Source organism: Arthrobacter pasteuri, from assembly GCF_054510955.1.
On record NZ_JBTNDO010000001.1, the window covers coordinates 1763976 to 1790972 of the forward strand.

Sequence of the window (26997 nt, forward strand, 5' to 3'; positions counted from 1 at the left end):
CCCTCTTCCAGGGATGACGGGGGGCAGCTCCGGCCTCGATGACCTAGAGCTGCCAGTCCGAACCGTCATCAGCGGTCGGGCCGCTGCACTCCACCCACTGGTGCCAGGTCACCAGTTCGACAGAAGGTGCGTCGTGCTGCCGGCCCTGGTCCAGGGCGGTCGCACGTGCTCCCGCAGGTATATGAATGGGGTGCTCCGCGTTCAGCGGCAGCGTGGTCATGATGAGTGTCGCCTCGGCACCCACCTCGAGGGCGTCCAGGTCGACGATCCATGGCGAGCCATCCCAGAAGCGGTCGGCGACGACCCGGTTGTCGACCGTCAGTTGTGCGATGTCTCCTGCCCAGTCGATCTCCAGTTCGCGTCGCCCCTGCCCCGGGTCCCGCCCATGGGGAACGTCGATCCTGTAGACGGCCGCCCATCTCCGGATGTCGTCCTGGGTGGGGGCACTCGCCCGCCCGGCCGATTCGCCATAGCTCGTCGGCACCTGACCGGCCGGCCGGAGGAGCGTGACCGGAAGCTGGTACCGGCCGGCAGGGTTTTGCGGAGGTCGAGTCAGCACGGGTACGAAGGCATGGGCCGACGGCTGATAGCGGTGGATGTCCGGTTCCGGTGCTGTCGAGCGCCCGTGCAGTACCCCGTCCACTTCCAGCCAGACCGGGTCGTCCGACAGCACCAGTTGCCGGTCCGCGCCATCGCCGAGTACCCAGGCCCGGTCCGCGTCGGCTGCCGGCAGCACGACGACGTCGATGTGCGTCGTCGGCGTGGAGCACCGGTACACCTGCATCCGGGTGACGGCTCCTGGTCCGGTTGATGCGTCGCGTTCGCTGTCCCCGTAGGGAGTGACGGCGACGTCGTCGGCCCACTTCCACGTCACCGGGATGTCGTGCTCGGCTGTGAGCACGAGGACGGTGATCGCGCCGTCCTGCAGGATGGTCAGAGGCGAAGCCGTGGCCCATTCGAGCTCGACGCCGTCCATGAACAGACCCAGGGGCCAGTGTGCGAGGGTTCCGGGGGGAATGTTGACGGGGCCGAGTGGGAAAAGCGTGCGCTTGTCGCGCAGGGTCACGTCGAACCGGGCGTCCGCATAGGTGTCCAGCGGGACATGGGGCTGATGCCACGTGATGAAGAGGAAGGCACTTCGCCCGTCGCTGCGTATCGCCCACCGAAGAGTCCTCACGTCGTCGACCCCGGTCGGTCCTCGAGGCGGGAGCTTCGACTCCATGGGGGCCAGGGACGAGCCAAAGGCGTCCAGGAAAGCATGCTGGCGCCGTAGCAGGTTATGGCTCGGGTTCAGCCGCCCCGAGGAGCCGATAGGAGCATGGAAATCGTAGTCGTACTGGGGCAGGTCGTTCGGATAGCCGGTGTCGTGGGATTCCTGCAGCGCGGTCGTGTAGGAGTGGTCTGCGCTGGAGGGGTTGATCCCTCCAGTGAACATGTAATAGCCCTGCCACGCGGAGCCGCTGCCGATCTTGTTGTGGGCGACGGCGGCGATGTCGAGCCCGCTCGGGTGTGGCCGCCGATGATAGGCGGTGGCCATTCCTCCGCCCAGCTCGCACGTTGCGGGCGGGTAGGGACTGGGCACCGATGACCGGGTGCGGGGAGCAGTGCGGAGGTCCGCGCCGATGCCGGGGTCGTCCCACTCGTGGGAGAAGAAGAAGTGCGCGCGGAAGCTCGGGTCCCACGGTTCATCCGCGTCAGCCCAGAAGCCGTCCCCATACCCACCGAACAGGGGGATGACGTCCTCGAGGGGCAGGTCCGCGCCACCCCACGCCGTGGCCGTGTAGAAGGGGGCGGTGATCCCGCTGTCGGCCGCCAGCCGCTTGAGGGTGCGGATGTGGCCGGGCTGGTCATACAGTTCGTTCTCGAGTTGGACGGCGAGCACGGGGCCGCCGGGTCCGCAGAAGGGTGCCACCTGGGAACCGAGGTGACGGAACCAGGGTTCGATCAGTGCCAGGTAGGCGGGATCGTCGGTGCGGTGCCGTACCGGGGCGGCCTGGACCCAGTCGGGAAACCCTCCATTGCGCACTTCTCCGTGACACCAGGGGCCCATCCGTACGACGACGGCCAGACCGAGCTCCGCGCACAGGTCGATGAAGGCTGCGATGTCGAGCCTGCCACCGAAGGACACGTCCCCACGCTGGGGCTCGTGATGAATCCAGAACGCATAGGTTGCCACGACCGTGATCCCGCCGGCCTTCATGAGGTTGAGGCGGTCCCGCCACTGGTCCCGGGGCACGCGGCTGTAATGCATCTCGCCGGACACCGGGATCGCCGGAAGCCCATCGCGCTCCATGGACCACGGCGTCATCCGGTACCGGGACGGCCCGTTGACGGGAGGCTGAGGCATCCCGGTGCTCCGCGTGGATCGTCCATCGATCGTCAGTGGTGCGTGGTGTGCATCGGGGACCATCGGTACCGGCTTCCCGCCGGCCTCTCGACCAGCTTTCGTTCGTCACGCGTCCTACAGGACTCAACTCGAGGGAGCTGCAGAGGCTTCTTCCCCACCAGCAATGCCATCCAAGCAGCCTGCGGGCGGATCTCAAAGTCCACAGCGCGCGTACACGAACGTCCATATTGATGGCTCATATCCCTATGTCGTAGGAGTGTTTCCACGCCTAGATTTGGCGCATCGGACCCGAAAGAGTCCACCCGTCCTGCAGTGCAAAGGAGCATGTAATGTTCGGCAACCACTTCTCGGGCCGCCGGTCGGCGTTGGCCGCCTCGGTGATCATCGTCCTCGCCGGCGGACTCACGGCGTGCAGCGGGTCTGGCGGGGACACCGCCCCTGCAGCGCAGGAAGGGCCGGTGGACATCACTTTCCAGTCCTGGGTCCCCAACATCGATCAGGCCGTCGACGCCTACAACGCTTCACAGGACGACGTGAACGTCACCCTGGAAACCATCACGGCCGGGCCCGACGGCGGATACGCCAAAATGCTCTCGGCCGTCCAGGCAGGCAATCCGGCCGACGTCGCCCAGCTCGGTTACGACGCCATCCCGGACTTCCTCGTCAATGACGCGCTGGAGGACATCACCGAATACGTCGGCGACCAGGAGGACAAGTTCGTCCCCTGGCAGTGGGAGACAGGAGTCTTCAACGACAACGTCTACGCCGTCCCCCAGGCCAGCGGACCCCTCGGCCAGTTCTACCGCAAGGACATCTTCGACTCCCTCGGCATCACGTATCCGACAACCTGGGACGAGTACTACGAAGCAGCTAAGAAGATCCGGGCCTCCGACCCCGACCGCTACATCACGGCCTTCGCCTTCAACCAGGCACCGTGGCTGATCGGCCTGTCCCAGCAGGGCGGCGGTAACTGGTTCGCCCCCGAGGACGACGCGTGGACCGTCACCATCAACGACGACGAGACGCTGAAGGTCGCCGAGTTCTGGCAGAAGATGATCGACGAGGACCTCGTGAAGATCGAAGCGGACTTCTCGAGCGAATGGAACGCCGATATCCAGAACGGAAACGTCACGTCCTGGATCTCCGGGTCCTGGGCCGACGCCATCCTGCGCGGCACCGCCCCGGATACCGCCGGACAGTGGGCCGTCGGGGCCATGCCGCAGTGGGAAGCGGGCGAGGATGTCTCGGCGACATGGGCGGGCGGGTCCGCCAGCGCGGTCCTGAAGGGATCGGACCATCCCAAGGAAGCCGCTGAATTCGCGGCCTGGCTGAACTCCGACCCGGAGAGCGTCAGCATCCTGACCAGTGTCGGCGCCGGCTGGCCGGCCCTTGCGGACACCAGCTCAATCGCGTCGCTGCAGGACGACCCCGAGGTCTTCGCCTTCTACGGCGGCCAGGACATCTGGGACGTCTTCTCCGAGTCGGACAAGAACGTCGACAACACCTGGAAGTGGCCTCCCCTGTCCTCGACGCTCTTCGCCTCACTCAGTGACAACGTCAAGACAGCGGTCGAAAGCGGCACACCCCTGCCCGACGCCTACAACAGGACGCAGGAGGACATGAGCGCAGCGCTCAAGGACAAGGGAATCGCAGTCAATTGAGCCAGACCAGAGCGGCGGGGCGCGTCACGCGTCCCGCCGCTGCCCCAGCACCCCGGGCGCCCGGCCCCACCACGCCTCCGCCGACATCGGCCACCCCACCGCGTCGGCACTCGAAGGTCGCGCTCCTGGTTCTGGTGGCGCCCTTCGCGGTCATGTTCACGGCATTCTTCGTCGCCCCGATCGTGTATGCGATCAATGACAGCCTTTTCTCCACCAAGGCGTCCGGACTCGGGTTCGGCGCACCGGAGAAGACCTTCGTCCTCTTCGGGAACTACGCCACAGCCCTCGGCAACCCGTCCTTCATCGAAAGCCTCGGACGGCTTCTGGCGTTTGCCGCCATCGAAGTACCCCTCATGGTCGTGACGGCTGTGGGACTGGCTTTGCTCATCGATTCTGCCGGCGCACGGTTCCCCCGGATCTTCCGGGTCGTCTTCTTCATCCCCTACGGGGTTCCCGGTGTGATCGCGGCACTGCTCTGGGGCTTCCTCTACATCCCTGCGACGAGCCCGATCCTGCAGGTCCTGTCATCCATGGGAATCAACCTGAATCCTCTGAGCACGGACAGCATCCTGTTCGCCATCGCAAACATCGCGCTCTGGGGCTTCGCCGGCTACAACATGTTCATCCTGATCGCTGCCTTGAACGCCATCCCCTCGGAGCTCTTCGAAGCCGCGAAGATCGACGGCGCCTCCGAGTGGTCGATCACCTGGCGCATCAAGCTTCCGCTCGTGCGCCCGTCCGTCGTCCTCGTGACCGTCTTCACCATCATCGGCACCTTGCAACTGTTCGTCGAACCTCTTGTCCTCAGGCCACTGACCACGGCGATCAGTTCCGACTACACACCGAACCTCGCCGCCTACAACCAGGCCTTCTCCCAGGGCAACCCCAATCTGGCCGCGGCCATGGCCGTCATCGTCGCGTTGCTCGGCTTCGCCTTCTCCTTCGGCTTCCTCCGACTCGTGAACCGCAAAGGAGAACGCGCATGGTGAACCAGGCCCGGTCCATCCGGCAACCCTTGACCAGCACCGTCGCGGTCAACGGCGTTCTCGTCATCGCCGCCCTGTATTTCCTGCTGCCCATCCTCTGGGTCCTCGTAGCGGCCACCAAGAGCCCGGGAGAGCTGTTCAGCAGCTTCGGTCTGTGGTTCACCGACTCACCGCAGGCGTGGCTGAACCTCACCAACGTCTTCACCCAGGACGGCGGGATCTTCACCTCCTGGATCCTGAACAGCATCCTGTACTCCGCCGTGGGGGCCCTCGCTGCCACGATCCTGTCCGCGGCGTGTGGCTACGCGATAGCCAAGTTCCCCTTCAGGGGTCGTGAGCTGCTGTTCTCGATCATCCTGGGAGGGGTTCTCGTGCCCGCGACGGTCATCGCGCTCCCCCTCTACTTCCTGCTGAATGCCGTCGACCTCACCGGCACGTACTGGTCCGTGCTCCTGCCGAGCATGGTCAGCCCCTTCGGCGTGTATCTCGCACGCATCCACGCGAATGCCGCCGTGCCGGACGAGATCATCGAAGCCGCGCGCATCGACGGCGCCGGGGACTTACGCATCTTCGGAGCTATCGCGGCCCGCATGATGACGCCGGCGCTGGTGACCATCTTCCTGTTCCAGTTCGTCACCATCTGGAACAACTACCTGCTGCCCCTTGTCATGCTCAATGAGACGAAGACGTTCCCGCTCACCCTCGGGCTGACACTGTGGAACTCGCAGACCCAGCGGGACCCGATGTTCTACCAGCTCGTCGTCACCGGATCCGCGCTCTCCGCCGTCCTGCTGGTGGCGCTCATGATCGGATTGCAGCGCTTCTGGCGAGCCGACCTGACCGCAGGGGCCACCAAGGGCTGAGCTTGTCCACTGCAGGATCAGGCACCGGAACTGCGACGAGCACCAGCACCCCGACGACGGCCGATCAGCCCTTGCGCTCGGCCCGGTAGGCGCTCGGGCTCAGGCCGTGCACCCGCCGGAACTGCCGCGAGAAGTAGAACTGGTCATCCATCCCGATCTCCTGCCCGACCTGGGCGACGGAGAGATTCGTCGTGTCCAGCAGTCGCCGGGCCCGTGCCATCTTCAACGCCACGTGGTGGGCGAGGACCCCTCCCCCGGTCGCCTCGCGGAACAGTTTGCTCAACTGGGAGGATGACACACCGACGAGCGCTGCCAAGTGGGGTACCCGGATCGTCCCGTCGATGCGTTCCTCGAGGAACCGCATCGCCTGCTCGAGGGGCGCTCCCTGCTCCGGCGACCGGCGGTCGACCGCCAGGGACGTCAGAAGGCGCCACGCCATGCCCGCTGTCGCTACGAGACGGGCGGGCGACTGGTCCCGTTCGAGCGCAGTGATGATCTCGTCCAGGATGGCGGTCAGCCGATCGACGGCCATCAACCCGATGAGCGGCCGGTCATCGCTGATCCCGGCCTCGCCGATGAGCTCCGCTACATCCGTTCCCCGGACGTGACACCACCAGATCGTCCATGGATTCCCTGGCGCCGCCCCGTAGGCATGAGGTGTTCCGGTGCTTCCGGGAAGCACCACTGCGGTCGCCTTCTCGACCCGCGCACGGACCCCACCGACCTCGACCCATCCGCTGCCCGCCACGCACAGCATGATGATCGTCTCCGGCGCACCCCTGTCGCGACGACGTCCATGGCCTGCTGCCAGTGGGAAGAACCCCGCATCGGTCACCACTATCCGGCGGGTCACCGGGCGGCTGAGCGCTTCCCTGACGAGCGGCCGAGGAACCACGACCAGGCGCTGGTCGTCGAACCCGGTGGCCCGCTCACTGACAACTTCACGTGTGTCGGATCGTCCATGCATGCCTCATTATGTGCCATGGTGGACCTGGCCGGACGTTCGTAGGGTTGCTTCTGTGAGCCACGCCGATGACGCCAAGAGTTCCATCACCCTTCCCCCGGCCCCTGCGGACCAGCAGGCGCTGCTCGATGAAGGCGGCGTCGCCTGCTGGAGTGAAGCAGTATCGATCGACACGTACGCGCCGGAGGAACCGGACGAGTATCCGATGTTCCTGGACCGCCGCGTTTATCAGGGCTCGAGTGGACGGGTCTATCCCATCCCCTTCACCGACCGCATCTCCACCACGAAGCAGCCCCGCCTCTGGCAGGCCGTGCACCTCGAGAACCAGTGGATCCGGCTGATGATCCTGCCCGAACTCGGCGGGCGGATCCACATCGGCTATGACAAGACCAACGGATACGACTTCTTCTACCGCAACAACGTCATCAAGCCGGCCCTCGTCGGACTGGCGGGGCCCTGGATCTCAGGAGGGGTCGAATTCAACTGGCCGCAGCACCACCGCCCAGGGACCTACCTGCCGGTCGAAACCACGATCGAACGATCCGAGGACGGGGCCGCGACCGTGTGGCAGGGAGATCTCGATCCCCTGCAGCGCATGCGGGGAACCCACGGCGTCAGGATCCGCCCGGACAGCTCCGTCATCGAAGTGGCCGTACGCCTGTACAACCGCACCGACGAGCCGCAGACATTCCTCTGGTGGGCGAACGTCGCAGCCCACGTCCATGAGGACTACCAGTCGTTCTTCCCCATCGATGTCAGCTACGTGGCCGACCATGCGCGCAGGGCCATCACGGCTTTCCCCCGCGCGGACAGGGCCTACTACGGCGTCGACTACCCGGCCCGCGTCACCGCCTCACACCCGGACGCTGACCGTATCGACTTCTACGGCAATATCCCCGTCCCCACCTCCTACATGATCACCGACACCGAGGACTCCTTCTTCGGCGGGTACGACCATCGGGCGGCAGCCGGCTTCATCCACTGGGCGGACCGGTCGATCGCCCCGGGCAAGAAGCAGTGGACCTGGGGCAACGGCCCCGTCGGTCACGCCTGGGACCGCCTCCTCACCGACTCGGACGGGCCCTACGTCGAACTCATGGCCGGTGTCTTCACCGACAACCAGCCGGACTTCAGCTATCTCGCGCCCGGCGAGACGCGCACCTTCAGTCAGTTCTGGTACCCCGTCCAAGCCATCGGCCCAGCCCATCAGGCCACCCGGGACCTCGCTGTCTCCCTCCACCACGACGAGGATGCTTCGATCGTCATGGTCGGGGTGGCAAGCGCCAGGGTACTGGGCAATGCTCGCATCGTCCTTCGCCGGGGCAGCACCATCCTGTGGGAGACCAGCACCGACCTTGCCCCGGCCACGCCCTTCACGGCAGCCGTGCCGGTCGTCGGCGCAGCCTCCGACCACATCACCGTGCAGGTCCTGCAGGACGGTTCCGAGCGGATCGCGTGGACCCGGCCCTCCGGCGGTACCGACGCCGTCGAGCCCTGGGTCGCAACAGAACCCCCGGCGCCGGCCGCCATACCGTCAGCCGACGAACTGTACGTGACCGGTACCCACCTCCAGCAGTACCGGCACCCGACACGATCAGCGGCACCGTATTTCCAGGAGGCACTCACCCGGGACCCGGACGATTCCCGGGCCTGTCTCGCCCTGGGTGCCTGGCACCAGGGACGAGGTGAATACAGCGAAGCCCGGACGCTCTACCAGCGGGCCCTTGGACGCCTGACGAAACGGAACCTGAACCCACCGACCGGTGAAGCCCACTACCGGCTCGGGCTGCTGGCCGAACGAGCCGGGCACCTCGATGAGGCAGCCAGGTTCTTCGCAAAAGCTGCGTGGGACAAGGCGTGGGCGCACCCATCGCGTCTGGGAGCGGCCCGTGTGGCGCTCCGGGTAGGGCAGCCGGGTGACGCCCTCGATCATGCCCGCGCTGCACGACACCACGACATCCTGAGCCCTGCCGCACACCACTCGATGATCGTGGCGTTGCATCGGCTGGGCCGGATCGAGGACTCCCGACGCCTTCTCGAGCAGTGCCTCGCGGCAGACCCGCTCGACCCGGTCGCGCAGGCCCTCGCGGGCCGACTGGCACCCATCGATCCGCGCACCGTCCTCGCGGTTGCTGCCGACCTGTGGCGACTGGGCGACAGCAGACGTGCACTGGAACTCACCGCGCATCCGCCATCGGCAGCACTGAATACCTTCGGGAACCAGGAACCACTGCGGCACTACCTGCGGGCATCCTGGCTCGACACCCTGGGGGATACTGCCGGCGCAGCCTCCGAGCGGACGCAGGCTCGTGGATCGACGACGAAATATGCGTTCCCCTCGGGTCTGGATGAGTACGACGCGCTGGTCGCCGCCATCACCGCAGATCCGACGGACCATGTTGCCCACGCCCTCCGGGGCGCCTGGCTGATCGACGCCGGGCGGACGGACGAAGCCCGTCAGGCCCTTGAACAGGCGACACGTCTCGGGTCGGCGGACCCCGTGGCATGGCGCAACGCGGCCGTCGCGACCATCAACAGCGGCGGGGCAGTCACCGACGGCACGCGCTACTTCGACCGGGCACTGGAACTCCGGCCCGGTGACCCCCGGCTCGTCTTCGAACGCGCGCTCCTGGCTGCGCTGGCCGACGAGCCCCTCGAGGCACGCCTGCACCACATCGAGCACCACGGCCCTGCGGTACTCGTCCGCGACGACCTCACCCTCCACTACGTGAACCTGCTGGTGGACGCCGGCCGAACGGACGAAGCGCTGGCAATCATGCACCAACGCACCTTCCAGCCCTTCGAAGGCGGAGAAGGCAAGGCACTCGCAGCCTACGACCGGGCCTCCCTCGCCGTCGCCCGTCGCCTCATCGGGACCGACCCTTCGTCTGCGGCAGCTCTACTCGAAGCAGGGATCAGCGCACCGGCCAACCTCTCCGAGGGACGACATCCCGCCGACAGCCTCGCAGAGCGATACGTACTGCTGGGAGAAGCACTCGAGGTGCTGGAGGACAGGGAGGGAGCTTCGGGCGCCTACGCCCGTGCGTGCGGCAGCGCCGACGCCCTGGCCGTTGGCCGCGCCATCGGCACGACCGACTTCTGGCGCGGCGTAGCCTGCCTGAGACTCGGCGACGACGCCGGGGCTGCCGATGTCTGGACGAGCCTCGAAGTGCGGGCAGCTGAGCTCGATCGCGCCGGATCGCAGGTCGACTACTTCGCCACGTCGCTTCCGGAACTGCTGCTCTTCACACGGCACCCCGAGACAGAACAGTTGCTGCTGGCGCGCCAACTCAGGGTCCTCGCGGACCGAGGCAGGGTTCTCGGGATGAAGGAAGTGAGCGCCCTGTGAGTGACCGATACCTGGGATCAGGAACCCTTGATTCCACCGATGCGGCGTTGACCGGCCCTGTCCCGGAGCATCTGCCGGCCCGGCTCACCATCAGCCTGTGGGACTTCTCCTGGTACACCCGCGCAGAACCAGGCGGACCGTACGAAGACCTCGACGCAGCCTGCGCCGACGCCGCCGCACGTGGCTACAACACCATCCGGATCTGCGCAGCACCGTTACTCCTCTTCGGCGACCTCGGCCTCGACCATCTGGCGAGCGCGCTGGAGATCGAAGGCCTCGGGGCAAGGCCTGACGGAGGGTACTTCGGGCAGGGAACGCGGTGGTACGACGCCCCCGGCGGCTACACCATCGACCTGCAGAAGCGTCTGCTGGAGCTGTTCGATGCTGCAGCCAGGCACGGGCTCGTCGTCATCCTCGCCAGCTGGGAGTACCAGCAATCCACGTCGTTCGCGCGATCGGAGGAGTGGTTCCGTGCCATCGACGGGGTCCTGCTCAGCGACCGTTACGCACTCCTTGCGGACGCCTGGGACAGCCTCATCGTTGCCCTCACCGCCGCGGGCCATCGACAGCGGATAGCCCTGGTCGAGCTGCACAACGAAGTCGATTTCTCCATCCTGCCCGCGCTCCAGGATGGCGGCAGCGAAGCGGTTCTGCACCTCCGGGAGCTCCACCCCGACCTGCTCATCACCGCGAGCTACGGGAAGCCACCGCACCTCACGATGCACGAGCTTCCTGACGGCCTGGGTGCAGCCCAGTTCCACATCTACAGCTATGGGGTCCTCGACGCCCTGCAGAAGCGGATCGACATCCGGTCCGAGAACACCGCGGACTTTCCCAACCCCGAACTCAAGGCTCTCCTTCGTGCGGACGCCCCGGCACCCGCCGACTACGGTCGGGCAGCGGACTGGAAGTACGCCGCCACCGTAGTGACCGATCAGATGGTGTACGGGTACGACCTGATCGACGCCGACGCGTGGGACGCCTGGCTGTACAACGAATACGCCACCTACCGGGAGGTCATGCGCCGTGAAATCGAATCACGTGTCATCGCCGTCGCAGGATGGGCCCGCTGGCAGCAAGTACCTGCCCTCATCGGGGAGGGCTGGATCGGCTACACGCCCCTCCACGGCACCTTCGAGGAGGGGCCCGTAGGCCGGGAACTGGCAGAACTCGGCATCAGGACCGCCCTCGACCACGGTGTGTGGGGGATGGTCCTCGGCTCGAATGCAGCACCGCATCACCCCTTCTGGGCCGACACAGCGTGGCAACACCGCATGAACACTGTGATTCGCAACCACCGCGTCACGGGGTGAATACCCGACCGGAGGTTGCTTGTCGGAGATCGACTTCACCAACGTTCCTGCGGAACGGAGATCGTGGCTGCTGCTGCCCACGCTCCCTGAGGTCAGCGCCGCACGCGGTAGCGGGAGATGACGACGCCCGAGCCGAAGACACGGCTCCCGACGAGTTCGAGGTCCGTCCGGCGCTGGTGGCGGGGGAAGAACGGACGCCCGCCACCGACCAGCACCGGGTGGACCCTGACCCGGTACTCGTCGATGAGACCCAGCGCCGCCGCCTCCTCGGCGAGCGCGGCGCCTCCGATGGCGATGTCCCCCTCCGCCGGCTCCGCTCGCAGGCACTCGATCTCCTGCGCCAGGGTGCCCGACGCCAGGCGGGTGTTGCTTCCCCGGACCGCGGAGAGCGAGTGGGAGAACACCACCTTCGGGAGTGGTTTCCAGAGTGCGGTCCACTCGCGTTCCGCCTCATCGGTCGACGGCTCCTGGTCGGCGGACTCCCAGTACAGCATCGTCTCGTAGAGTCGGCGCCCCAGCAGGTGGACGTCGACCGTGCGGATCTCGTCGATGGCCGACCGGAAAACCTCCTCGTCCGGCGTCGTGAAGTCGAAGCCGCCGTCCGGCCCCACGATGTAGCCGTCCAGGGAGACCCCCATCGAATAGGTCACCGCGCGCATCAGATCTCTCCTCCGTGATGTGTTCGTCCTGCCACCCGCGTCCGGTCGTGCTGCCTCTGATCCGGGACATCCCGGCAGGGCACCGCGGTCAGCGCCGGATCCCTCTCCAGAAGTACAGGATCGGTCCGAGGAAATTGATCGGTATGACCGCGGCCCACATGCCCTTGTTCCCGTTCACCTCGTCCCTGGGGCGTGTGGCCAGGTCGGCCCAGGCGGAGGCCACCAGGGACAGCTGCACGGAGGCGAGGACCAGCACCCCCGCCTTCTGCCTGTCGGTCAGGTCGCCCCACCGCTTGCGGCCGGGCGTCGTCCGGGTGAGTGCTGTGCGGTCAGGCATGAGTGTCTCCCGAGTCGGAGCCCGTACCGGAAGCGGGTGAAGCATCGTTCCCGATGCACGGGCGGACGGAACCTTCGGGTGCCTATTCCACCACGGGCCCGAGGTCCACCACCATGCTGCGGCCGATGTTTCCGGGACGGAAGAGGAGAGAAAGCGCCGGCCGGTCCGAACACGGCGGGACCCAGCGCGGGATCGAGGAGCACGTACTCCCCGGTTTGATGCTCGACCCCGCGGGAGAAGGGAGTACTACAGTGAAATACCGCGGACCTTCCACTCGCGGCCACCCGTCGCCAGAGGAGAAACGCATGGCTCCCAGCCGCAATCCACTCGATGACCTGCGCGAGACCATCGGTCATCTGGCCGACCAGCTCAAGCTTCCCGGTTCGGAGCGGGTGGATGACCTGATGGGTGACCTCATCGGTGCCCGGCCCGGGCCGGCCCGACCGCTCTCCGAGGTGCAGGCGGAGCTCGACGCGCTGGTCGGACTGGAGACCGTGAAGGAACAGGTGCGGGCGCTCGTCGCACTGCTGCAGGTCCAGGCCCGCCGCAAGGCGCACGGCCTGCCGGAAGTGGCGACGTCCCAGCACCTGGTGTTCCTCGGGAACCCCGGTACCGGCAAGACGACCGTGGCGCGGCTCCTGGCCGAGATGTACCGCGCGGTCGGCCTGCTGCAGAAGGGCCACCTGGTCGAGGTCGACCGGTCGGGCCTGGTGGGACAGTACGTCGGCGCGACCGCCATCAAGACGGACCGGGTGATCCGGCGGGCACTGGACGGCGTCCTGTTCATCGACGAGGCCTACGCCCTGACCCCGGAGGACGGCCGGACGGACTTCGGCCCCGAGGCGATCGAGGTCCTGCTCAAGCGGATGGAGGACCACCGCCACCGCCTGGTCGTGATCGTGGCCGGCTATCCGCGGCTGATGGAGGCGTTCCTGCTCTCGAACCCCGGCCTGCGCTCCCGGTTCGCCCGCGAGATCACCTTCCCCGACTACTCCGTCGACGCACTCCAGACGATCTTCTCCCAGATGCTGGCCCAGCACGAGTACACGCTGGAGCCGGGCGCGGACCAGATGCTGCGCCGTATCCTCGCCGGCCTCCACACCGGGGAGGACTCCGGTAATGCGCGGTTCGCCCGCACACTGTTCGAGCAGGCGCTGAACCGCCAGGCGCTGAGGCTCTCGCTCGACGAGGACCGGGACCTCGACGCGCTGGACCGCGAGGACGTCATGACGCTCACCACGGACGACCTCGTCGAGGCCGCCCGAGCCCTGGGCGAGGGACCGGCACCGGAGCCCGAACCCGACCCCGACCCGTCGCGGTGGTGGCGCTGGCTCCTCTCCCGCTAGGCACGGCGGGTACCGCGGGTGGTACGTGATCGGACCGCGTCGCCGTCGTGGTTCGGGTTTCCTCTCCCGCTAGGCTCCAGTCGTGACGCGATCCTCCGGCCCAGAGCGGTCCCGCGTCGAACGCCTGCTGTGGACGCCTGTTGCGGGGGCGCTTGCATTCAGCCTGCTGCGCCTCGCCCGGCACCTGCCGGACCGGCTCTGACCCCTACAGCTGGTCCTCGAGGTGGAAGACCTCCTCGAGCCGCAGGAAACCCTCGTCGGGCCGGCCCTCGAGCGCCACGAAGAACGGCGCCATGTCCGCCTGCCACCGCGCATTGACCTCGGTCCCGGCCATGGCTGCCTGGGAGGCGGCGAAGTCCTCGCACTCCACGTAGCCGATCAGCAGGCCGTCCGGACGCAGAAACAGCGAGTAGTTGTTCCATCCCGTCTCCTTGAGCGCCCGCGCCATGTCCGGCCAGATCGCGGCGTGGCGCTCGCGGTACTCGGGGATTCGCTCGGGCCGGACCTGCAGCTGGAAGCACACGCGTTCCATCGATTGTCGTTCCTTTCGGAGGGGGGGGACGTCGGAGGGTGGTATCAGAGGCTGACGTGGCGATGTTCGACGCCGAGGAGCGACGCAGCCGCCTTCACGTCCGCGGCACGGTGTCCCACACAGAGCGCCCAGTGGTGGCCGATGCCGGTCTGGCTCCAGGCGTCCACCCACAGGCCGGGGTCTCCCCCGAAGTCCACACGGGACGTCGTGTTGCCGATGGCCAGCAGCGGACCGGGAACCACGGTCCCCTCGGACGTGATGAAGACGTAGGAGCCGTCCGGGTCCTGCCCGATGCCGAAGGTCGTGACCGGTCCGTGCCGCACGTCGAACTCGACCGAGACGCCCCAGCCGCGCTTGCCGTGATACACCCCGAGGCCGCGCAGCAGCGGGTCGGCGGCGCTGACGGCGAGGTGGGCCGGACCGTCGTGGCCCATCTCCACCACGTTGTCGAAGAAGTTCAGTGCCTGGATCTCGGTGAAGGAGCCGCCCGCTCCCATGGCCTGCGCAGCCAGCATGGCGATCGACGTCCGTAGCTCGTACTCGCCGGCCATCGGCACGCCGCGCGCGGTGAGGATCGAGGCGCCGAGGATCATGCCCGCCCCGAGGCGCTCATGCTGCTCCCCCGCGAGCCCCCGGTGGTAGTAGGCGAGGGAGTCGAGGTCGAACTCCCTCACGAGGCGGTCGAGCCCGACGGAGACCCTGGCGCCCCAGGCGAAGTCCTCGTAGTTCACCGAGGCGTCCACGGTGAAGAGGCTCCGGGCGAGGGCCACGCGCTCGCGCACCTGCTCCTCCGTCACCTCGCCCACGAACTCGCGCAGGTCGTCGAATTCGAGGACCTCGACGTGCGAGCCGAACGTCGTCGACACCGTGGTGAGATCCGTGGAGACGTCGAGCATGCCCGGGTACACATGGCCCATGAGGCCGTGGCGGGCGTGCCGTAGCCTTCCGCGGACCCCCGCCGCGTGGACCCACTGGTTGATGCGCTCCCAGGCCGATTCCTGCTTCAGGTGCCCGGACACCGATCGGAAGGGGATGCCGGCCCGCTGGAAGACGTTGGCCACCTCGGGCACCGGGCACTGGCCGCAGTAGGCGAGCCATTTGCCGGTGTCGAAGTTCGCGTGGTCCATGGCCTCCGTGGGTTGGAGGTCGATCACGAGGACCGGCGTCTGCGACCGCTGGGCGATCGGCAGCACCATCGAGGACGTCAGGTACGTGGTCAGGAAGATGACGATCAGGTCACAGTCCGCGCGGCGGAGCTCCTCCGCCGCGGAGGCCGCCTCGCGGGCATCGGAGACGAAGCCGACGTCGGTCACCTCGGCGTCGAGCCGGTTGAACCGTTCCGTCACATAGCGGGCCGACTCCTGCAGTTGCGGAAGGAGGTCGGGGAACTGGGGCCAGTACGCGCCGAGGCCGCCCGAGACGAGTCCGAGGCGCGTGGGCCGGCGGCGGATCGGCTCGAGCTGGGCGGACAGGGCCAGCGGGGCAGGCCCGGCGGGAGGATCGGTGGTCATGGATGCTCCTGGAACGACGAGTGCGACGACGGAGGGAAGAAGCGGGAGAAAGGGGAAGGGATGGGGCGCCCGAGGGCGCCCCATCCCTGGAACGACTAGAAGTCGTAGTCGTCGATGTTGTCCGCGTTGAACTGCGTGGGCGGACCGACCAGGACGATCCCGCCCTCGCCGATCTCACGCTCGCCGAGTTCCCCGGCTTCGAAGGTGTCGCCGGTCTCGCCGGTGATGTCGCCGTCGGCCAGTGCCTTGCCGGCGAACGCCGCGACGTATCCGAGCTGTGCCGGATCCCAGAGCGCGAACTCGGTGACGGTGCCGTCCTTGACGAACGGGCGCATCTCGTTCGGCAGGCCCAGGCCCGTGAGGGCGACCTTGCCCTTGTACTCCGAAGTGGAGAGGTAGCGGGCGGTGGCTGCGATGCCGACCGTGGTGGGCGAGATGATGCCCTTCAGGTCCGGGTAGGCCTGCAGGAGTCCCTGTGCTTCCTGGAAGGACTTCGTGTCGTCGTCGTCGCCGTACACCTTCGCCACGAGCTCGATGTTCGCGTAGTCCGGGTTGGACTCCAGTTCCTCCTCCATGAACTTGATCCACTCGTTCTGGTTGGTGGCGTTGGCCGTGGCCGAGAGGATGGCGATCTCGCCCTCTCCGCCGATCTGCTCCGAGATCAGCTCGAGCTGGATCAGGGCCACGTCCTTGGCGTTGACCTGGCTGACGAAGAGGTCGCGGTAGTCGGGGTTGGTGTCCGAGTCGAACGCCACGATCTTCGCACCCGCGGCGCGGGCTTCCTCGAGGGCGGGCCCGACGGCGTCGGGGTCGTTCGCGGCGATGACGATCACGTTGGTGCCGCGCTGGGTCTCGGCATTGATGAAGGACACCTGGCTCGAGGCGCTGGCGTCCAGCGGCCCGACGACCTCCGAGGAGGCGAACCCTGCTTCCTTCGCACCGTCCTCGCCGCCGCCCAGCACCACGTCGGTGTAGGGGTTGTTGAGCTGCTTGGGGATGAAGGTGATGGTCTGGTCGCCCTCGGAGCCGCTGCCGGACTCGCTGCCGCCGCCTTCGGTGGCCGCACCGCCGCCACAGGCACTGAGGACCAGGGCTGCGCTGGTTGCGAGGGCTGCGAATGCTGCCCGTCGTCCGGTGGATCCGGAATGGATGAACCTCATTGTTTCTTCCTTTCGATGGGCGCTGGGGACCCGGCGCCGGGTGCGACCCTAGGAGGACGGCCTAGGGAAGTGGAGCAGTGCGGACACGCCGGGAGTGGCGGGCCTGCCGAATGGCGGACGCGATGTTCGGCGCCACCACCGAGATGATGAGCAGCGAGCCCGTCACGATGATGAGGACCACTTCGGAGACGCGGTCCAGTTTGAGGGCGTAGTTGATGGTGCCGATCAGCAGCACCCCGGCGAGGACACCCGGGATGGAGCCCTTGCCGCCGAAGATCGAGACGCCCCCGAGCAGCACCGCCGCGATGACGGCGAGTTCGAGTCCGCTCGCGTTGTCGCTGCGGGCACTGGAGTAGCGGAGGGTCCAGTAGATGCCGGCGAGCGCGGACACGGTCCCGGTGGCCAGGTACAGCAGGAACTTGGAGCGGGCGACGTCGATGCCGACGAACGTCGCCGCTTCCTTGCTGTAGCCGAGGGCGAAGAGCCCGCGGCCGAACGGGGTGAAGTGCAGGACGACGGCGAAGGCGATGATGAGCAGGACGACGCCGACCATGACCGTGGGGATGCCTGTTCCGCCGATCTTCGACGTGAAGAAGGCGGTGAGGCCCGGCGGGAAGTTCGCCACCGCGTTGTCGCCGATGACCACGAGGGCGAGGCCCCGGAAGAGCGCCAGTGTGCCGATGGTGACGGCGAGGGACGGTAGGCCGAGGTAGGCGATGAGCACCCCGTTGAAGGCGCCGGCGACGAGGCCGGCCAGCACGCAGATCACCAGGACGAGGCCGATGTCCATGCCTCCCTGCCAGAGGACTCCCATGAGGGCGCTCGTGAGGCCCGCGATGCTGGCGACCGAAAGGTCGATCTCCCCCGAGATGATGACGAGCGTCATCGGCAGTGCGATGAGCAGGGTGGGGATCACGTCGAGGAGGAGGAACCCGACCGTGACCGGGGAGGCGAACCGCGGGATCACGATGCTCGCGTAGATCACGACGACGAGCAGCACGTAGATCATGACCGCATCGCGCCCGAGCAGGATCCGCGCGGCACCCGTGCGGCCCTTGGGTACGGCCAGCACCTTCGAGGTGTCGGCCTTGCCCGCGCCCGGTCGTGCCTGCTTCGGGCGTTTCTCGGCTCCCGGCCTGGTGCTTCCAGGTGTTCCTGCCATGTGCCTGCCTTTCGCTGGGGAGCCGTTGTCCGGCCGGTGCCCTTCGGGCGGGAGGATGGTCGGGGCGCCTGAGGGATCAGACATTGCGGGCCTCCGCGATCCGGAGTTTCCTGGCGGACCGCACGCTGGCGATGCGGTCGATGACGACGGCGGCGAGGATGAGGATGCCCACGATGGCCTGCTGCCAGAACTTGTCGACGCGCAGCGCCGTCAGGGCACTCGTGATGGTGGTCAGGAGCAGGGCGCCCACGGCGGCCCCGAAGACCGTGCCGCTGCCGCCGAAGATCGCGACGCCGCCCACCACCGCGGCCGCGACGACGTCGAGCTCGAGACCCGACCCCGTCGTCGCGCCCACCGAGTTGAAGCGGCTGGCGTACAGCACCCCAGCGAGCCCGGCCAGGAGCCCGTTCACCACGAAGGCGAGCAGGACCCGGCGCTGGACGGGGATGCCGAACAGCCGGGCGGCATCGGGCTCGGACCCGATGGCGTACAGGTCGCGTCCCGGGCGGGTGCCGAGCATGTACACGGCGACGATTGCGACGACGACCACCGCGATCAGCGTGATGACCGGGAACCCCAGGACCGTGTCGACGGAGAGGTTGCCGAAGGCCTCGGGCCGATCCCCGGCGAAGTACTGCGTTCCGCCGGCCCAGGCGTTGCTGATGCCGCGGAAGATGTAGAGGGTCCCGAGCGTGATGACGAGGGCCGGAACCTTCGCGATGGTGATGAGCAGGCCGTTGAGGGCCCCGAGGGCCGCGCCGAAGAGCATGCCCAGCACGAACACCGCGACGATCGGCAGGTCCGGCGCGGCCACGAAGATGCTGCCCGTCCCGAACGCCACGAGTCCGAGGATCGAACCCACGGAGAGGTCGATGTTCCGCGTGATGATCACGAGGGTTTGGCCGACGGCGAGGATCATGAGGATGGTCGCGTTCAGCAGCAGGTCCTTGATGCCCTGCTCGCTGAGGAACAGCGGATTGAGCGCCCACGTCACCGCGACCAGCACCACGAGCGCGAAGATCACGGGGAGTTCGCGGAACTTCAGAAGGGACGCGAACACCGAGGGCCGTGCGTGCTCGGACGGGGTATGTGCGGGGGGCGCACTCTTGCTGTCGAGGCTCATCGCGATGTCTCCAGGGATGCGGTTGCGGCATGCATGACGGTTTCGGCCGTGGCTTCCGAGCGGTCCAGCCGGCCTGTGATCCGGCCCTCGCGCATGACCAGGACGCGGTCGGCCATGCCGAGCACCTCGGGCAGCTCGGAGGAGATCATCAGGATCGCGATCCCCCGCCCGGCGAGTTCGGAGATCAGGCGGTGTACCTCGCTCTTGGTGCCGACGTCGATGCCGCGCGTGGGCTCGTCGATGATGAGGAGCTTGGGGTCCGTGGCGAGCCACTTCGCGAGGACCACCTTCTGCTGGTTGCCGCCCGACAGGGTGGAGACGGCGTGCTCGGGCGAGCCCGCCTTCACCTGCAGCCGCTTGCCCCAGGTCTGGGCTGCCTCGCGCTCGGCTTTCCCGCTGATGAGTCCGAACCTCGCAAGTGAATGCCGCAGGGTCAAAGCCGCGTTGCGTTCCACGGAGAGCTCCATGACGAGGCCCTGCTTGCGGCGGTCCTCGGGGACGAAGCCGATGCCGGCCCCGATCGCCGCCCGGGGGTCCTTCCCGCGCAGCCGCTGCCCGAACATCTCGACGGTGCCCGACTCGTAGCGGTCGATGCCGAAGACGGCGCGCGCGACCTCGGTGCGGCCGGCGCCCACGAGCCCGGAGAGCGCGACGATCTCGCCTGCCCGCACCTCGAAGTCGATGTCGTGGAAGACGCCGGGCCGCGTCAGTCCGCTCACCTTCAGGACGACGTCGCCGACGTCGGTCTCGCTCTTGGGGAACAGGGCGTCGATGTCCCGGCCCACCATCTCGCGGACGATCGCCTCGACCGACGTCGCGCCCGTCTCGTGGGTGGCGATGTAGGTGCCGTCGCGCATGACGGTGATGCGGTCGCACAGGCCGAAGACCTCGTCGAAGCGGTGGGAGATGAAGAGGATACCGCTGCCGGCATCGCGCAGGCGGCGGGCGACGGCGAACAGGCGGTCCACCTCGACGCCGCTGAGGGCGGCGGTGGGTTCGTCCATCACCAGGACGCGGGCGTCCAGCGAGATGGCCTTGGCGATCTCGATGATCTGCTGGTCGGCGATCGACAGTCCTTCCGCGACGCGGTCGGGATCGATGGGGACGCCGAGCTGGTCGAAGAGCTCCTTGGCCCGGCGGCGCATCTCCACGCGGCTGATGAGGCCGAACCGGCCCTTGGGCTGGCGGCCGATGAAGATGTTCTCGGCGACCGTGAGGTCCGGGAAGAGCGTGGGCTCCTGGTAGATGACCGAGATGCCGGCGGCCTTGCTGTCGGCGACGTTGCGGAAGCTGACGGGCTGCCCTGCGACGAGGAATTCACCGGCGTCGGGCTGGTGCACGCCGGCGAGGATCTTCACCAGCGTGGATTTCCCCGCGCCGTTCTCCCCCACCAGGGCGTGGATCTCGCCGGCAGCGAGGTCGATGGTGCCGTCCGCGAGGGCGACGACCGGGCCGAACGTCTTCAGGGCCCCCCGCAGGGCCAGCACGGGGGTCCTTGCCGGTATGGCCGGGTCGGCGGCCTCACTGCCACGACCATCAAAGTGCGTCACTGCAACTCCTCCGGAGAAATGAATCGTTTCAGAGCTACGATCCATTCCGAATACTAGGCGTGACCTCCATCACCGTCAACAGACCGAGATCGAGTTGTTACCTCGGCTGCCGGAGCAGGGAAAGTCCCTAGCCGACGGCGCGGATCGGCGCCGTCGTACTGCCGCGCTCCACGAGCTCCGGGTCGAAGATGACCTGCCGCCGCCGCGAGGCCGGACCCTCGATCTCCTCGAGGAGGAGCTCGACGGCGGTGCGTCCCATGAGTTCGGTCGGCTTGCGGACACTCGTCAGGGGCACCACGGCCGAAGCGGAGAAATCGATGTCGTCATAGCCGATGAGGGCCAGGTCCTCGGGGATCCGGAGGCCCCGGATCAGCAGGACCGCCTGCATGACACCGATCGCGAGGAGGTCGTTGGCACAGAAGATCCCGTCGGGGAGGGCGCCCGGCCGACGCTGCGCAATCGACTCCCCCACGTCCCTGCCCGCGAGGACGGTCATGGCATCAGCCTCGACCACCTCCAGCACGGCGCCGTCGTGTTCGTCGACCGCCTGCCGTGCACCCGCCAGGCGGTCCGCCACCTGGCGGTAGTCCGCCCGGGTCCCGACGAAGACGATCCGCCGGCGCCCTGCCTCGAGAAGATGCCTCACGGCCATGTAGCCGCCGGCGACATCGTCCACGGACACGGAGCTGGCGCGGCGCTGCGGGTCGACGCGGTCGACCAGCACCACGGGCATGCCACGCTTGCGCAGCGCCTCGACGCGCGGCCCCACGTCCCCGACGGGCGAGATCAGCATGCCCTGCACACGCTGCTGCTCGAAGACGTCGATGTACCTCGCTTCGCGTTCAGCGTCCTGGCCACTGTCCCCGAGCACCACGGTACTGCCGTTCTCGGCGGCGCAGTCCTCGGCAGCCCTGGCCAGGGAGGAGAAGAACGGGTTGCCGACGTCGAGCACGATCAGGCCGATCGTGCGGCTCTGGCCCGCCCGAAGTTGCCGGGCCGCATCGTTGCGGACGAAGCCGAGCGCGTCGATCGCACCCTGCACGCGCTCCCTGGTGGCGGCGGAGACGCGTGCGGGGTGGTTCAGCACGTTGGACACCGTGCCTATCGCCACACCCGCCCGGTCCGCAACGTCCTTGATGCTGACTGGTCGGCTGTCCATCGGTACCTCGAAGCTCGTGTCCGGCGCCGGGCGGGCCGTCGGCAGGACTGTTGACACTCGGTCTTCTGCAAGGATAACTTTGAAACGTGCCAATGAAACGATTCAAAGGCGCACCAGTTCTGCGCCCTCCTCCTGGGTCCGCCGGGACACAGGAAGTCCGCTGAGAAATCCCCGCCCGGAGTGGAAGCACCCGGTCGCCACCACGCTGGAGAGAGTACATGACTGTCATCGACGACATCGCCGCAGAGCTGGATCAGCTCGCCATCGAGGTGCCCTCCTGGGCCTACGGAAATTCCGGAACACGCTTCAAGGTCTTCGCGACCCCCGGCACCCCCCGCACGGTCGAGGAGAAGATCGCGGACGCGGCCATGGTCAACAAGCTCACCGGCCTCGCTCCCAGCGTGGCCCTCCACATCCCGTGGGACAAGGTGGACGACTACGGGAACCTCGCGTCCTTCGCGGGTGAGCACGGCATGAAGCTCGGCACCATCAACAGCAACACGTTCCAGGACGACGACTACAAGTTCGGCAGCCTGACGCACAGCGACGCCGCGGTGCGGAACAAGGCCATCGACCACATGTACGAGTGCATCGAGGTCATGAACGTCACCGGGTCACGGGACCTGAAGATCTGGCTCGCGGACGGCTCCAACTACCCGGGCCAGGCTGACATGCGGTCCCGCCAGGACTGGCTGCAGGACTCCCTCCGGAAGGTCTACGACCGCCTCGGCGAGGACCAGCGGCTGGTCCTCGAGTACAAGTTCTTCGAGCCGGCGTTCTACCACACGGACGTCCCCGACTGGGGCACCTCGTACGCCCACTGCCTGCAGCTCGGCGAGAAGGCACTCGTCTGCCTCGACACCGGACACCATGCACCCGGCACGAACATCGAGTTCATCGTGGCGCAGCTGATCCGGCTCGGGAAGCTCGGCTCCTTCGACTTCAACTCGCGCTTCTACGCGGACGACGACCTCATCGTCGGTGCCGCGGATCCGTTCCAGCTCTTCCGGATCATGGCCGAGGTGGTCCGCGGCGGCGGCCTCGACCCGTCCAGCGGCATCGCGCTCATGCTCGACCAGTGCCACAACCTGGAGGAGAAGATCCCCGGCCAGATCCGCTCCGTGCTGAATGTGCAGGAGATGACGGCCCGGGCCCTGCTCATCGACCGTGCCGCGCTGACCGCGGCGCAGGAGTCCGGCGACGTGCTGAGCGCCAACGCCATCCTGATGGACGCCTTCTACACCGACGTCCGCCCGGGCCTCGCCGCCTGGCGTGAGTCGAAGGGCCTCCCTGCGGATCCGCTGGCCGAGTACCGGGCCAGCGACTACCAGGACCGGATCAACAGCGAACGACAGGGCGGCCAGCAGGCCGGATGGGGAGCATGAGCATGACCACGGCAGGAAACACGACGACGACAGGGCCCGCGACCAGCACCACCACGAACCCGACGAACCCGACGGTCAATCAGACCGTGCAGGACCTCATCGGGCGCTCCAACCGGCTCGGCGCCGACAAGCGCAACACGAACTACGCCGGCGGCAACACCTCGGCGAAGGGCACCGGCTTCGACCCGGCCACCGGCGAGGACGTGGAACTGCTCTGGGTCAAGGGCTCCGGTGGTGACCTCGGGACCCTGAAGGAGTCCGGCCTCGCCGTCCTGCGCCTGGACCGCATGAAGGCGCTCCGCTCCGTCTACCCGGGGGTGGAGCGCGAGGACGAGATGGTCGCGGCCTTCGACTACACCCTGCACGGCAAGGGCGGTGCGGCGCCGTCCATCGATACGGCGATGCACGGGCTCGTCGATGCCGCGCACGTCGACCACCTGCACCCCGACTCGGGCATCGCGATCGCGACGGCCGCGGACGGCGAGGCGCTGACCGCCACGATCTTCGGCCGGAAGGTCGTCTGGGTGCCCTGGCGCCGGCCCGGTTTCCAGCTCGGACTCGACATCGCCGCCATCAAGGAGGCCAATCCGCAGGCCATCGGCACGATCCTCGGCGGGCACGGCATCACCGCGTGGGGCGACACCTCCGCCGAGGCCGAGGCGAACTCGCTGGAGATCATCGAGACGGCCGAACGCTACATCGCCGAGCACGGCAAGGCCGAGCCCTTCGGTCCCGCACTCGAGGGCTACGCGGCACTGCCCGAGCAGGAGCGCCGGGCCAAGGCCGCGGCCCTCGCCCCGACCATCCGCGGGCTCGCCTCCACGGACAAGGCGCAGGTAGGTCACTTCACCGACGACCCCCGCGTCCTCGACTTCCTGGCCTCCTCCGCGCACCCGCGCCTCGGAGCGCTCGGGACGAGCTGCCCGGACCACTTCCTGCGCACCAAGGTCAAGCCGCTCATCCTCGACCTCCCGGCGGACGCCGACATCGAGAGCTGCCTGCTGCGCCTGCGCGAACTGCACGCCGAGTACCGCACGGACTACGCCGCGTACTACGACCGCCACGCCACGGGCGAGTCCCCCGCCATGCGCGGCGCGGACCCGGCGATCGTGCTGGTACCCGGCGTGGGCATGTTCTCCTTCGGGGCGAACAAGCAGACCGCCCGCGTCGCCGGTGAGTTCTACCTGAACGCGATCAACGTGATGCGCGGCGCCGAGGCCATCTCGACCTACTCCCCCATCGAGGAGAGCGAGAAGTTCCGCATCGAGTACTGGGCCCTCGAGGAGGCCAAGCTCGCGCGGATGCCGAAGCCGAAGTCCCACGCCGGGCGCATCGCCCTCGTGACGGGAGCGGCGTCGGGCATCGGCAAGGCCATCGCGACGCGGCTCGCCGCAGACGGCGCCTGCGTGGTCATCGCGGACCTCAACATCGACAGTGCCGGCGCGGTGGCGGAGGAGCTCGGTGGCCCCGACGTCGCCATCGGCGTGCAGGCGGACGTCACCGACCCGGCCCAGGTGCAGGAGGCCGTGAAGGCGGCCGTGCTGGCCTTCGGCGGACTGGACCTCGTGGTGAACAACGCGGGCCTGTCCATCTCCAAGCCCCTCCTCGAGACCACCGAGAAGGACTGGGACCTGCAGCACAACGTCATGGCCAAGGGTTCCTTCCTCATGTCGCAGGCCGCGGCGAAGGTCCTGATCGAGCAGGACATGGGCGGGGACATCATCTACATCTCCTCCAAGAACTCGGTATTCGCGGGCCCCAACAACATCGCCTACAGCGCCACCAAGGCCGACCAGGCACACCAGGTACGCCTGCTCGCTGCGGAACTGGGCGAATACGGCGTCCGCGTCAACGGCATCAACCCCGACGGCGTCGTCCGCGGTTCCGGCATCTTCGCCGGCGGCTGGGGCGCCAAACGGGCCGCCGTCTACGGCGTGGAGGAGGAGAAGCTGGGCGAGTACTACGCACAGCGCACCCTGCTCAAGCGCGAGGTGCTCCCGGAGAACGTCGCGAACGCCGTCGCCGTCCTGACGTCCGCCGAACTCTCGCACACCACGGGCCTGCACATCCCCGTGGACGCGGGCGTCGCCGCGGCGTTCCTGCGCTGACATGGGCGTCGGTTCTGGAGCAGTCTTCGCCGCCGTCGACATCGGGGCATCCTCCGGACGCGTGATCCTCGGGAAGCTGACGGACGACGGTCCCGAACTGGTGACGGTGCACCGCTTCCCCAACGGTGCGCAGTTCCTCGGGGGCGCCCTGCGCTGGGACGTCGAGGCACTGTTCGCCGAGGTGGTCGCCGGACTGGCGACCGCCGCGGCCACGGCGGCGCGGGCCGGGGACACTGTCACGAGCGTCGGGATCGACACCTGGGCGGTGGACTACGGGCTGATCGACGGCTCCGGCACGCTCCGGCACCTGCCGTTCAGCTACCGCGACGCCCGCACCGACGCGACCATCGGCGTCGTGCACGCCGCCCTGCCGCCGGAACGGCTGTACGCGCGCACCGGGCTGCAGTTCCTGCCCTTCAACACGCTGTACCAGCTGGCGGCGGAGCGGTCGCTGGCCGGGGTGCAGGCACTGCTCATCCCGGACCTGCTCGCCTACCGGCTGACCGGCGTGCGCCGCACCGAGGCCACCAATGCGTCCACCACAGGGTTGCTCGACGCCGGGACGGGCACGTGGGCGGAGGACCTGTTCGCCCCGCTCGGGCTGGCACCCGACCTCTTCCCTCCGCTCGTGGAACCGGGCGCGGTGGTCGGCCGGCTGCTGCCCGCCGTCGCCGCGGCAACGGGACTTCCCGGGTCCACCGCCGTCGTCGCCGTCGGTTCCCACGACACCGCGTCGGCCGTCGCCGCCGTCCCGGCCGAATCGCCCCACTTCGCCTACATCTCGTCCGGCACCTGGTCGCTGGTCGGTGTCGAACTCGACGCGCCGATCCTCACGGACGAGAGCCGCGAGGCGAATTTCACCAACGAGCGCGGCGTGGACGGGACCATCCGCTACCTCCGCAACACGGGTGGCCTCTGGCTCCTGCAGGAATGTCTGCGGGAGTGGGGCATCGAAGGGCCCGAGCCGGACCTCGCCGGGCTGCTCGCAGCCGCCGCGGCGCTACCTGCCGGCGGGCCGACCATCGACGCGGACAGCAACGACTTCCTCGCCCCGGACGGGATGCCGGGACGGATCCGCCGGGCAGCCGAAGCTGCAGGGCATGCCGCACCGTTCTCGCGGGAAGCGGTGGTCCGATGCATCCTGGACAGTCTTGCCGATGCCTATGCCCGCACCCTGCACGACGCCGCCCGGCTGTCCGGTCACCGCATCGACGTCATCCACGTGGTCGGTGGAGGGTCGCAGAACGCGCTGCTGTGCCAGCTGACCGCGGACCGGACAGGCCTGCCCGTCCTCGCGGGCCCCGTGGAAGCGACCGCGCTCGGCAACATCCTCGTCCAGGCACGTGCCGCCGGCCTCCTGGCTGCCGGCCCGGGTCTCGCCGGCATCCGGGCGGCGGCCCGGGCTGCGGCCCGGACCGTCCGCTACGAACCCGCGGACGCGGCACTGTCCTCGGCGAGGTGACCCCGCTACGTGCGGTCGCA

General features: G+C 68.0%; 20 protein-coding genes. 9 read left to right on the forward strand and 11 right to left on the reverse strand.

The genetic code is table 11. The features are described 5' to 3' along the window. Positions 1-43 precede the first annotated feature (43 nt). On the reverse strand, positions 44-2347 hold the full coding sequence (locus tag ACX80H_RS08365) for a beta-galactosidase (protein ID WP_459312477.1): 2304 nt from the start codon (positions 2345-2347) through the stop codon (positions 44-46). Between the two features lie 329 nt (positions 2348-2676). Between ACX80H_RS08365 and ACX80H_RS08370 the strand changes: the two genes are divergently transcribed. Genes ACX80H_RS08370 through ACX80H_RS08380 form a run of 3 tightly spaced genes read left to right on the forward strand, consistent with a single transcriptional unit; the run spans position 2677 to position 5857 of the window. Further along, the gene (locus ACX80H_RS08370) at positions 2677-4008 is read left to right on the forward strand and encodes an ABC transporter substrate-binding protein (RefSeq protein WP_459312478.1); all 1332 of its coding nucleotides are present in this window, start codon (positions 2677-2679) and stop codon (positions 4006-4008) included. After that, positions 4005-4997, forward strand: coding sequence for a carbohydrate ABC transporter permease (locus tag ACX80H_RS08375; RefSeq protein ID WP_459312480.1), 993 nt, complete (start codon positions 4005-4007; stop codon positions 4995-4997). Before ACX80H_RS08370 ends, ACX80H_RS08375 begins: the two co-directional genes overlap by 4 nt. Further along, positions 4991-5857 (forward strand): carbohydrate ABC transporter permease, encoded by an 867-nt coding sequence (locus tag ACX80H_RS08380; protein WP_459312482.1) that lies wholly within the window; start codon positions 4991-4993, stop codon positions 5855-5857. The genes ACX80H_RS08375 and ACX80H_RS08380 overlap by 7 nt, the downstream gene beginning before the upstream one ends. Positions 5858-5921: 64 nt before the next feature. Here ACX80H_RS08380 and ACX80H_RS08385 read toward each other — a convergent pair whose 3' ends face one another. Next, positions 5922-6824 (reverse strand): helix-turn-helix domain-containing protein, encoded by a 903-nt coding sequence (locus ACX80H_RS08385; protein ID WP_459312484.1) that lies wholly within the window; start codon positions 6822-6824, stop codon positions 5922-5924. 52 nt (positions 6825-6876) lie between these two features. On the opposite strand from ACX80H_RS08385, the gene ACX80H_RS08390 reads away from it, so the two are divergent. After that, a complete protein-coding gene (locus ACX80H_RS08390; protein ID WP_459312486.1) occupies positions 6877-10170 on the forward strand; it encodes a DUF5107 domain-containing protein in 3294 nt (1097 codons plus the stop codon). Next, the gene (locus ACX80H_RS08395; RefSeq protein WP_459312488.1) at positions 10167-11483 is read left to right on the forward strand and encodes a cellulase-like family protein; all 1317 of its coding nucleotides are present in this window, start codon (positions 10167-10169) and stop codon (positions 11481-11483) included. Before ACX80H_RS08390 ends, ACX80H_RS08395 begins: the two co-directional genes overlap by 4 nt. Before the next feature lie 92 nt (positions 11484-11575). On the opposite strand, the gene ACX80H_RS08400 is transcribed toward ACX80H_RS08395, so the two are convergent. Both ACX80H_RS08400 and ACX80H_RS08405 read right to left on the reverse strand, forming a co-directional pair. Next, the gene (locus ACX80H_RS08400; protein ID WP_459312490.1) at positions 11576-12142 is read right to left on the reverse strand and encodes a dihydrofolate reductase family protein; all 567 of its coding nucleotides are present in this window, start codon (positions 12140-12142) and stop codon (positions 11576-11578) included. Between the two features lie 88 nt (positions 12143-12230). Then, positions 12231-12479: a hypothetical protein gene (locus tag ACX80H_RS08405; RefSeq protein ID WP_459312492.1), complete on the reverse strand. Its 249-nt coding sequence runs from the start codon at positions 12477-12479 to the stop codon at positions 12231-12233. 305 nt (positions 12480-12784) lie between these two features. Here ACX80H_RS08405 and ACX80H_RS08410 point away from each other — a divergent pair, with 305 nt between their 5' ends. After that, complete coding sequence (locus ACX80H_RS08410; protein WP_459312493.1) at positions 12785-13825, forward strand: AAA family ATPase; 1041 nt, start codon at positions 12785-12787, stop codon at positions 13823-13825. Positions 13826-14030: 205 nt separating this feature from the next. Here ACX80H_RS08410 and ACX80H_RS08415 read toward each other — a convergent pair whose 3' ends face one another. From ACX80H_RS08415 to ACX80H_RS08445, 7 genes are all read right to left on the reverse strand, one after another. Beyond that, positions 14031-14357 (reverse strand): L-rhamnose mutarotase, encoded by a 327-nt coding sequence (locus tag ACX80H_RS08415; protein WP_459312495.1) that lies wholly within the window; start codon positions 14355-14357, stop codon positions 14031-14033. A gap of 44 nt (positions 14358-14401) precedes the next feature. Continuing rightward, the gene (locus ACX80H_RS08420) at positions 14402-15868 is read right to left on the reverse strand and encodes an arabinose isomerase (protein WP_459312496.1); all 1467 of its coding nucleotides are present in this window, start codon (positions 15866-15868) and stop codon (positions 14402-14404) included. Positions 15869-15963: 95 nt separating this feature from the next. Further along, on the reverse strand, positions 15964-17028 hold the full coding sequence (rhaS, locus tag ACX80H_RS08425; protein ID WP_459312497.1) for a rhamnose ABC transporter substrate-binding protein: 1065 nt from the start codon (positions 17026-17028) through the stop codon (positions 15964-15966). A 61-nt stretch (positions 17029-17089) separates the two neighbouring features. Then, the gene (locus ACX80H_RS08430; RefSeq protein WP_459312498.1) at positions 17090-18190 is read right to left on the reverse strand and encodes an ABC transporter permease; all 1101 of its coding nucleotides are present in this window, start codon (positions 18188-18190) and stop codon (positions 17090-17092) included. A 76-nt stretch (positions 18191-18266) separates the two neighbouring features. Continuing rightward, a complete protein-coding gene (locus tag ACX80H_RS08435) occupies positions 18267-19313 on the reverse strand; it encodes an ABC transporter permease (RefSeq protein ID WP_459312499.1) in 1047 nt (348 codons plus the stop codon). After that, positions 19310-20863 carry a sugar ABC transporter ATP-binding protein gene (locus ACX80H_RS08440; RefSeq protein WP_459312500.1) on the reverse strand — a complete coding sequence of 518 codons (1554 nt, stop codon included), beginning with the start codon at positions 20861-20863 and terminating at the stop codon, positions 19310-19312. The genes ACX80H_RS08435 and ACX80H_RS08440 overlap by 4 nt, the downstream gene beginning before the upstream one ends. 127 nt (positions 20864-20990) lie before the next feature. Further along, positions 20991-22022, reverse strand: a complete 1032-nt coding sequence (locus ACX80H_RS08445; protein WP_459313390.1) for a LacI family DNA-binding transcriptional regulator — start codon at positions 22020-22022, stop codon at positions 20991-20993. A 218-nt stretch (positions 22023-22240) separates the two neighbouring features. Here ACX80H_RS08445 and rhaI point away from each other — a divergent pair, with 218 nt between their 5' ends. From rhaI to ACX80H_RS08460, 3 genes are read left to right on the forward strand one after another with little or no spacing between them, the layout of a single operon-like run. Further along, positions 22241-23407, forward strand: coding sequence for an L-rhamnose isomerase (gene rhaI, locus ACX80H_RS08450; RefSeq protein WP_459312501.1), 1167 nt, complete (start codon positions 22241-22243; stop codon positions 23405-23407). Positions 23408-23409: 2 nt separating this feature from the next. Continuing rightward, entirely contained in the window at positions 23410-25515 is a 2106-nt protein-coding gene (locus tag ACX80H_RS08455; RefSeq protein WP_459312502.1) for a bifunctional aldolase/short-chain dehydrogenase, read from the forward strand. Between the two features lies 1 nt (position 25516). After that, complete coding sequence (locus tag ACX80H_RS08460; RefSeq protein ID WP_459312503.1) at positions 25517-26977, forward strand: rhamnulokinase; 1461 nt, start codon at positions 25517-25519, stop codon at positions 26975-26977. The last annotated feature ends 20 nt before the right edge of the window (positions 26978-26997 follow it).

Bases quoted from the DNA above. Each gene is read 5' to 3' on its own strand.
- ACX80H_RS08405 (WP_459312492.1), bottom strand. From the start codon at position 12,479: ATGCCTGACCGCACAGCACTCACCCGGACGACGCCCGGCCGCAAGCGG.
- ACX80H_RS08430 (WP_459312498.1), bottom strand. From the start codon at position 18,190: ATGGCAGGAACACCTGGAAGCACCAGGCCGGGAGCCGAGAAACGCCCG.
- ACX80H_RS08385 (WP_459312484.1), bottom strand. From the start codon at position 6,824: ATGCATGGACGATCCGACACACGTGAAGTTGTCAGTGAGCGGGCCACC.
- rhaS (WP_459312497.1), bottom strand. From the start codon at position 17,028: ATGAGGTTCATCCATTCCGGATCCACCGGACGACGGGCAGCATTCGCA.
- ACX80H_RS08460 (WP_459312503.1), top strand. From the start codon at position 25,517: ATGGGCGTCGGTTCTGGAGCAGTCTTCGCCGCCGTCGACATCGGGGCA.
- ACX80H_RS08380 (WP_459312482.1), top strand. From the start codon at position 4,991: ATGGTGAACCAGGCCCGGTCCATCCGGCAACCCTTGACCAGCACCGTC.
- ACX80H_RS08420 (WP_459312496.1), bottom strand. From the start codon at position 15,868: ATGACCACCGATCCTCCCGCCGGGCCTGCCCCGCTGGCCCTGTCCGCC.
- ACX80H_RS08455 (WP_459312502.1), top strand. From the start codon at position 23,410: ATGACCACGGCAGGAAACACGACGACGACAGGGCCCGCGACCAGCACC.
- ACX80H_RS08445 (WP_459313390.1), bottom strand. From the start codon at position 22,022: ATGGACAGCCGACCAGTCAGCATCAAGGACGTTGCGGACCGGGCGGGT.
- ACX80H_RS08400 (WP_459312490.1), bottom strand. From the start codon at position 12,142: ATGCGCGCGGTGACCTATTCGATGGGGGTCTCCCTGGACGGCTACATC.
- rhaI (WP_459312501.1), top strand. From the start codon at position 22,241: ATGACTGTCATCGACGACATCGCCGCAGAGCTGGATCAGCTCGCCATC.
- ACX80H_RS08365 (WP_459312477.1), bottom strand. From the start codon at position 2,347: ATGCCTCAGCCTCCCGTCAACGGGCCGTCCCGGTACCGGATGACGCCG.
- ACX80H_RS08370 (WP_459312478.1), top strand. From the start codon at position 2,677: ATGTTCGGCAACCACTTCTCGGGCCGCCGGTCGGCGTTGGCCGCCTCG.
- ACX80H_RS08415 (WP_459312495.1), bottom strand. From the start codon at position 14,357: ATGGAACGCGTGTGCTTCCAGCTGCAGGTCCGGCCCGAGCGAATCCCC.
- ACX80H_RS08410 (WP_459312493.1), top strand. From the start codon at position 12,785: ATGGCTCCCAGCCGCAATCCACTCGATGACCTGCGCGAGACCATCGGT.
- ACX80H_RS08435 (WP_459312499.1), bottom strand. From the start codon at position 19,313: ATGAGCCTCGACAGCAAGAGTGCGCCCCCCGCACATACCCCGTCCGAG.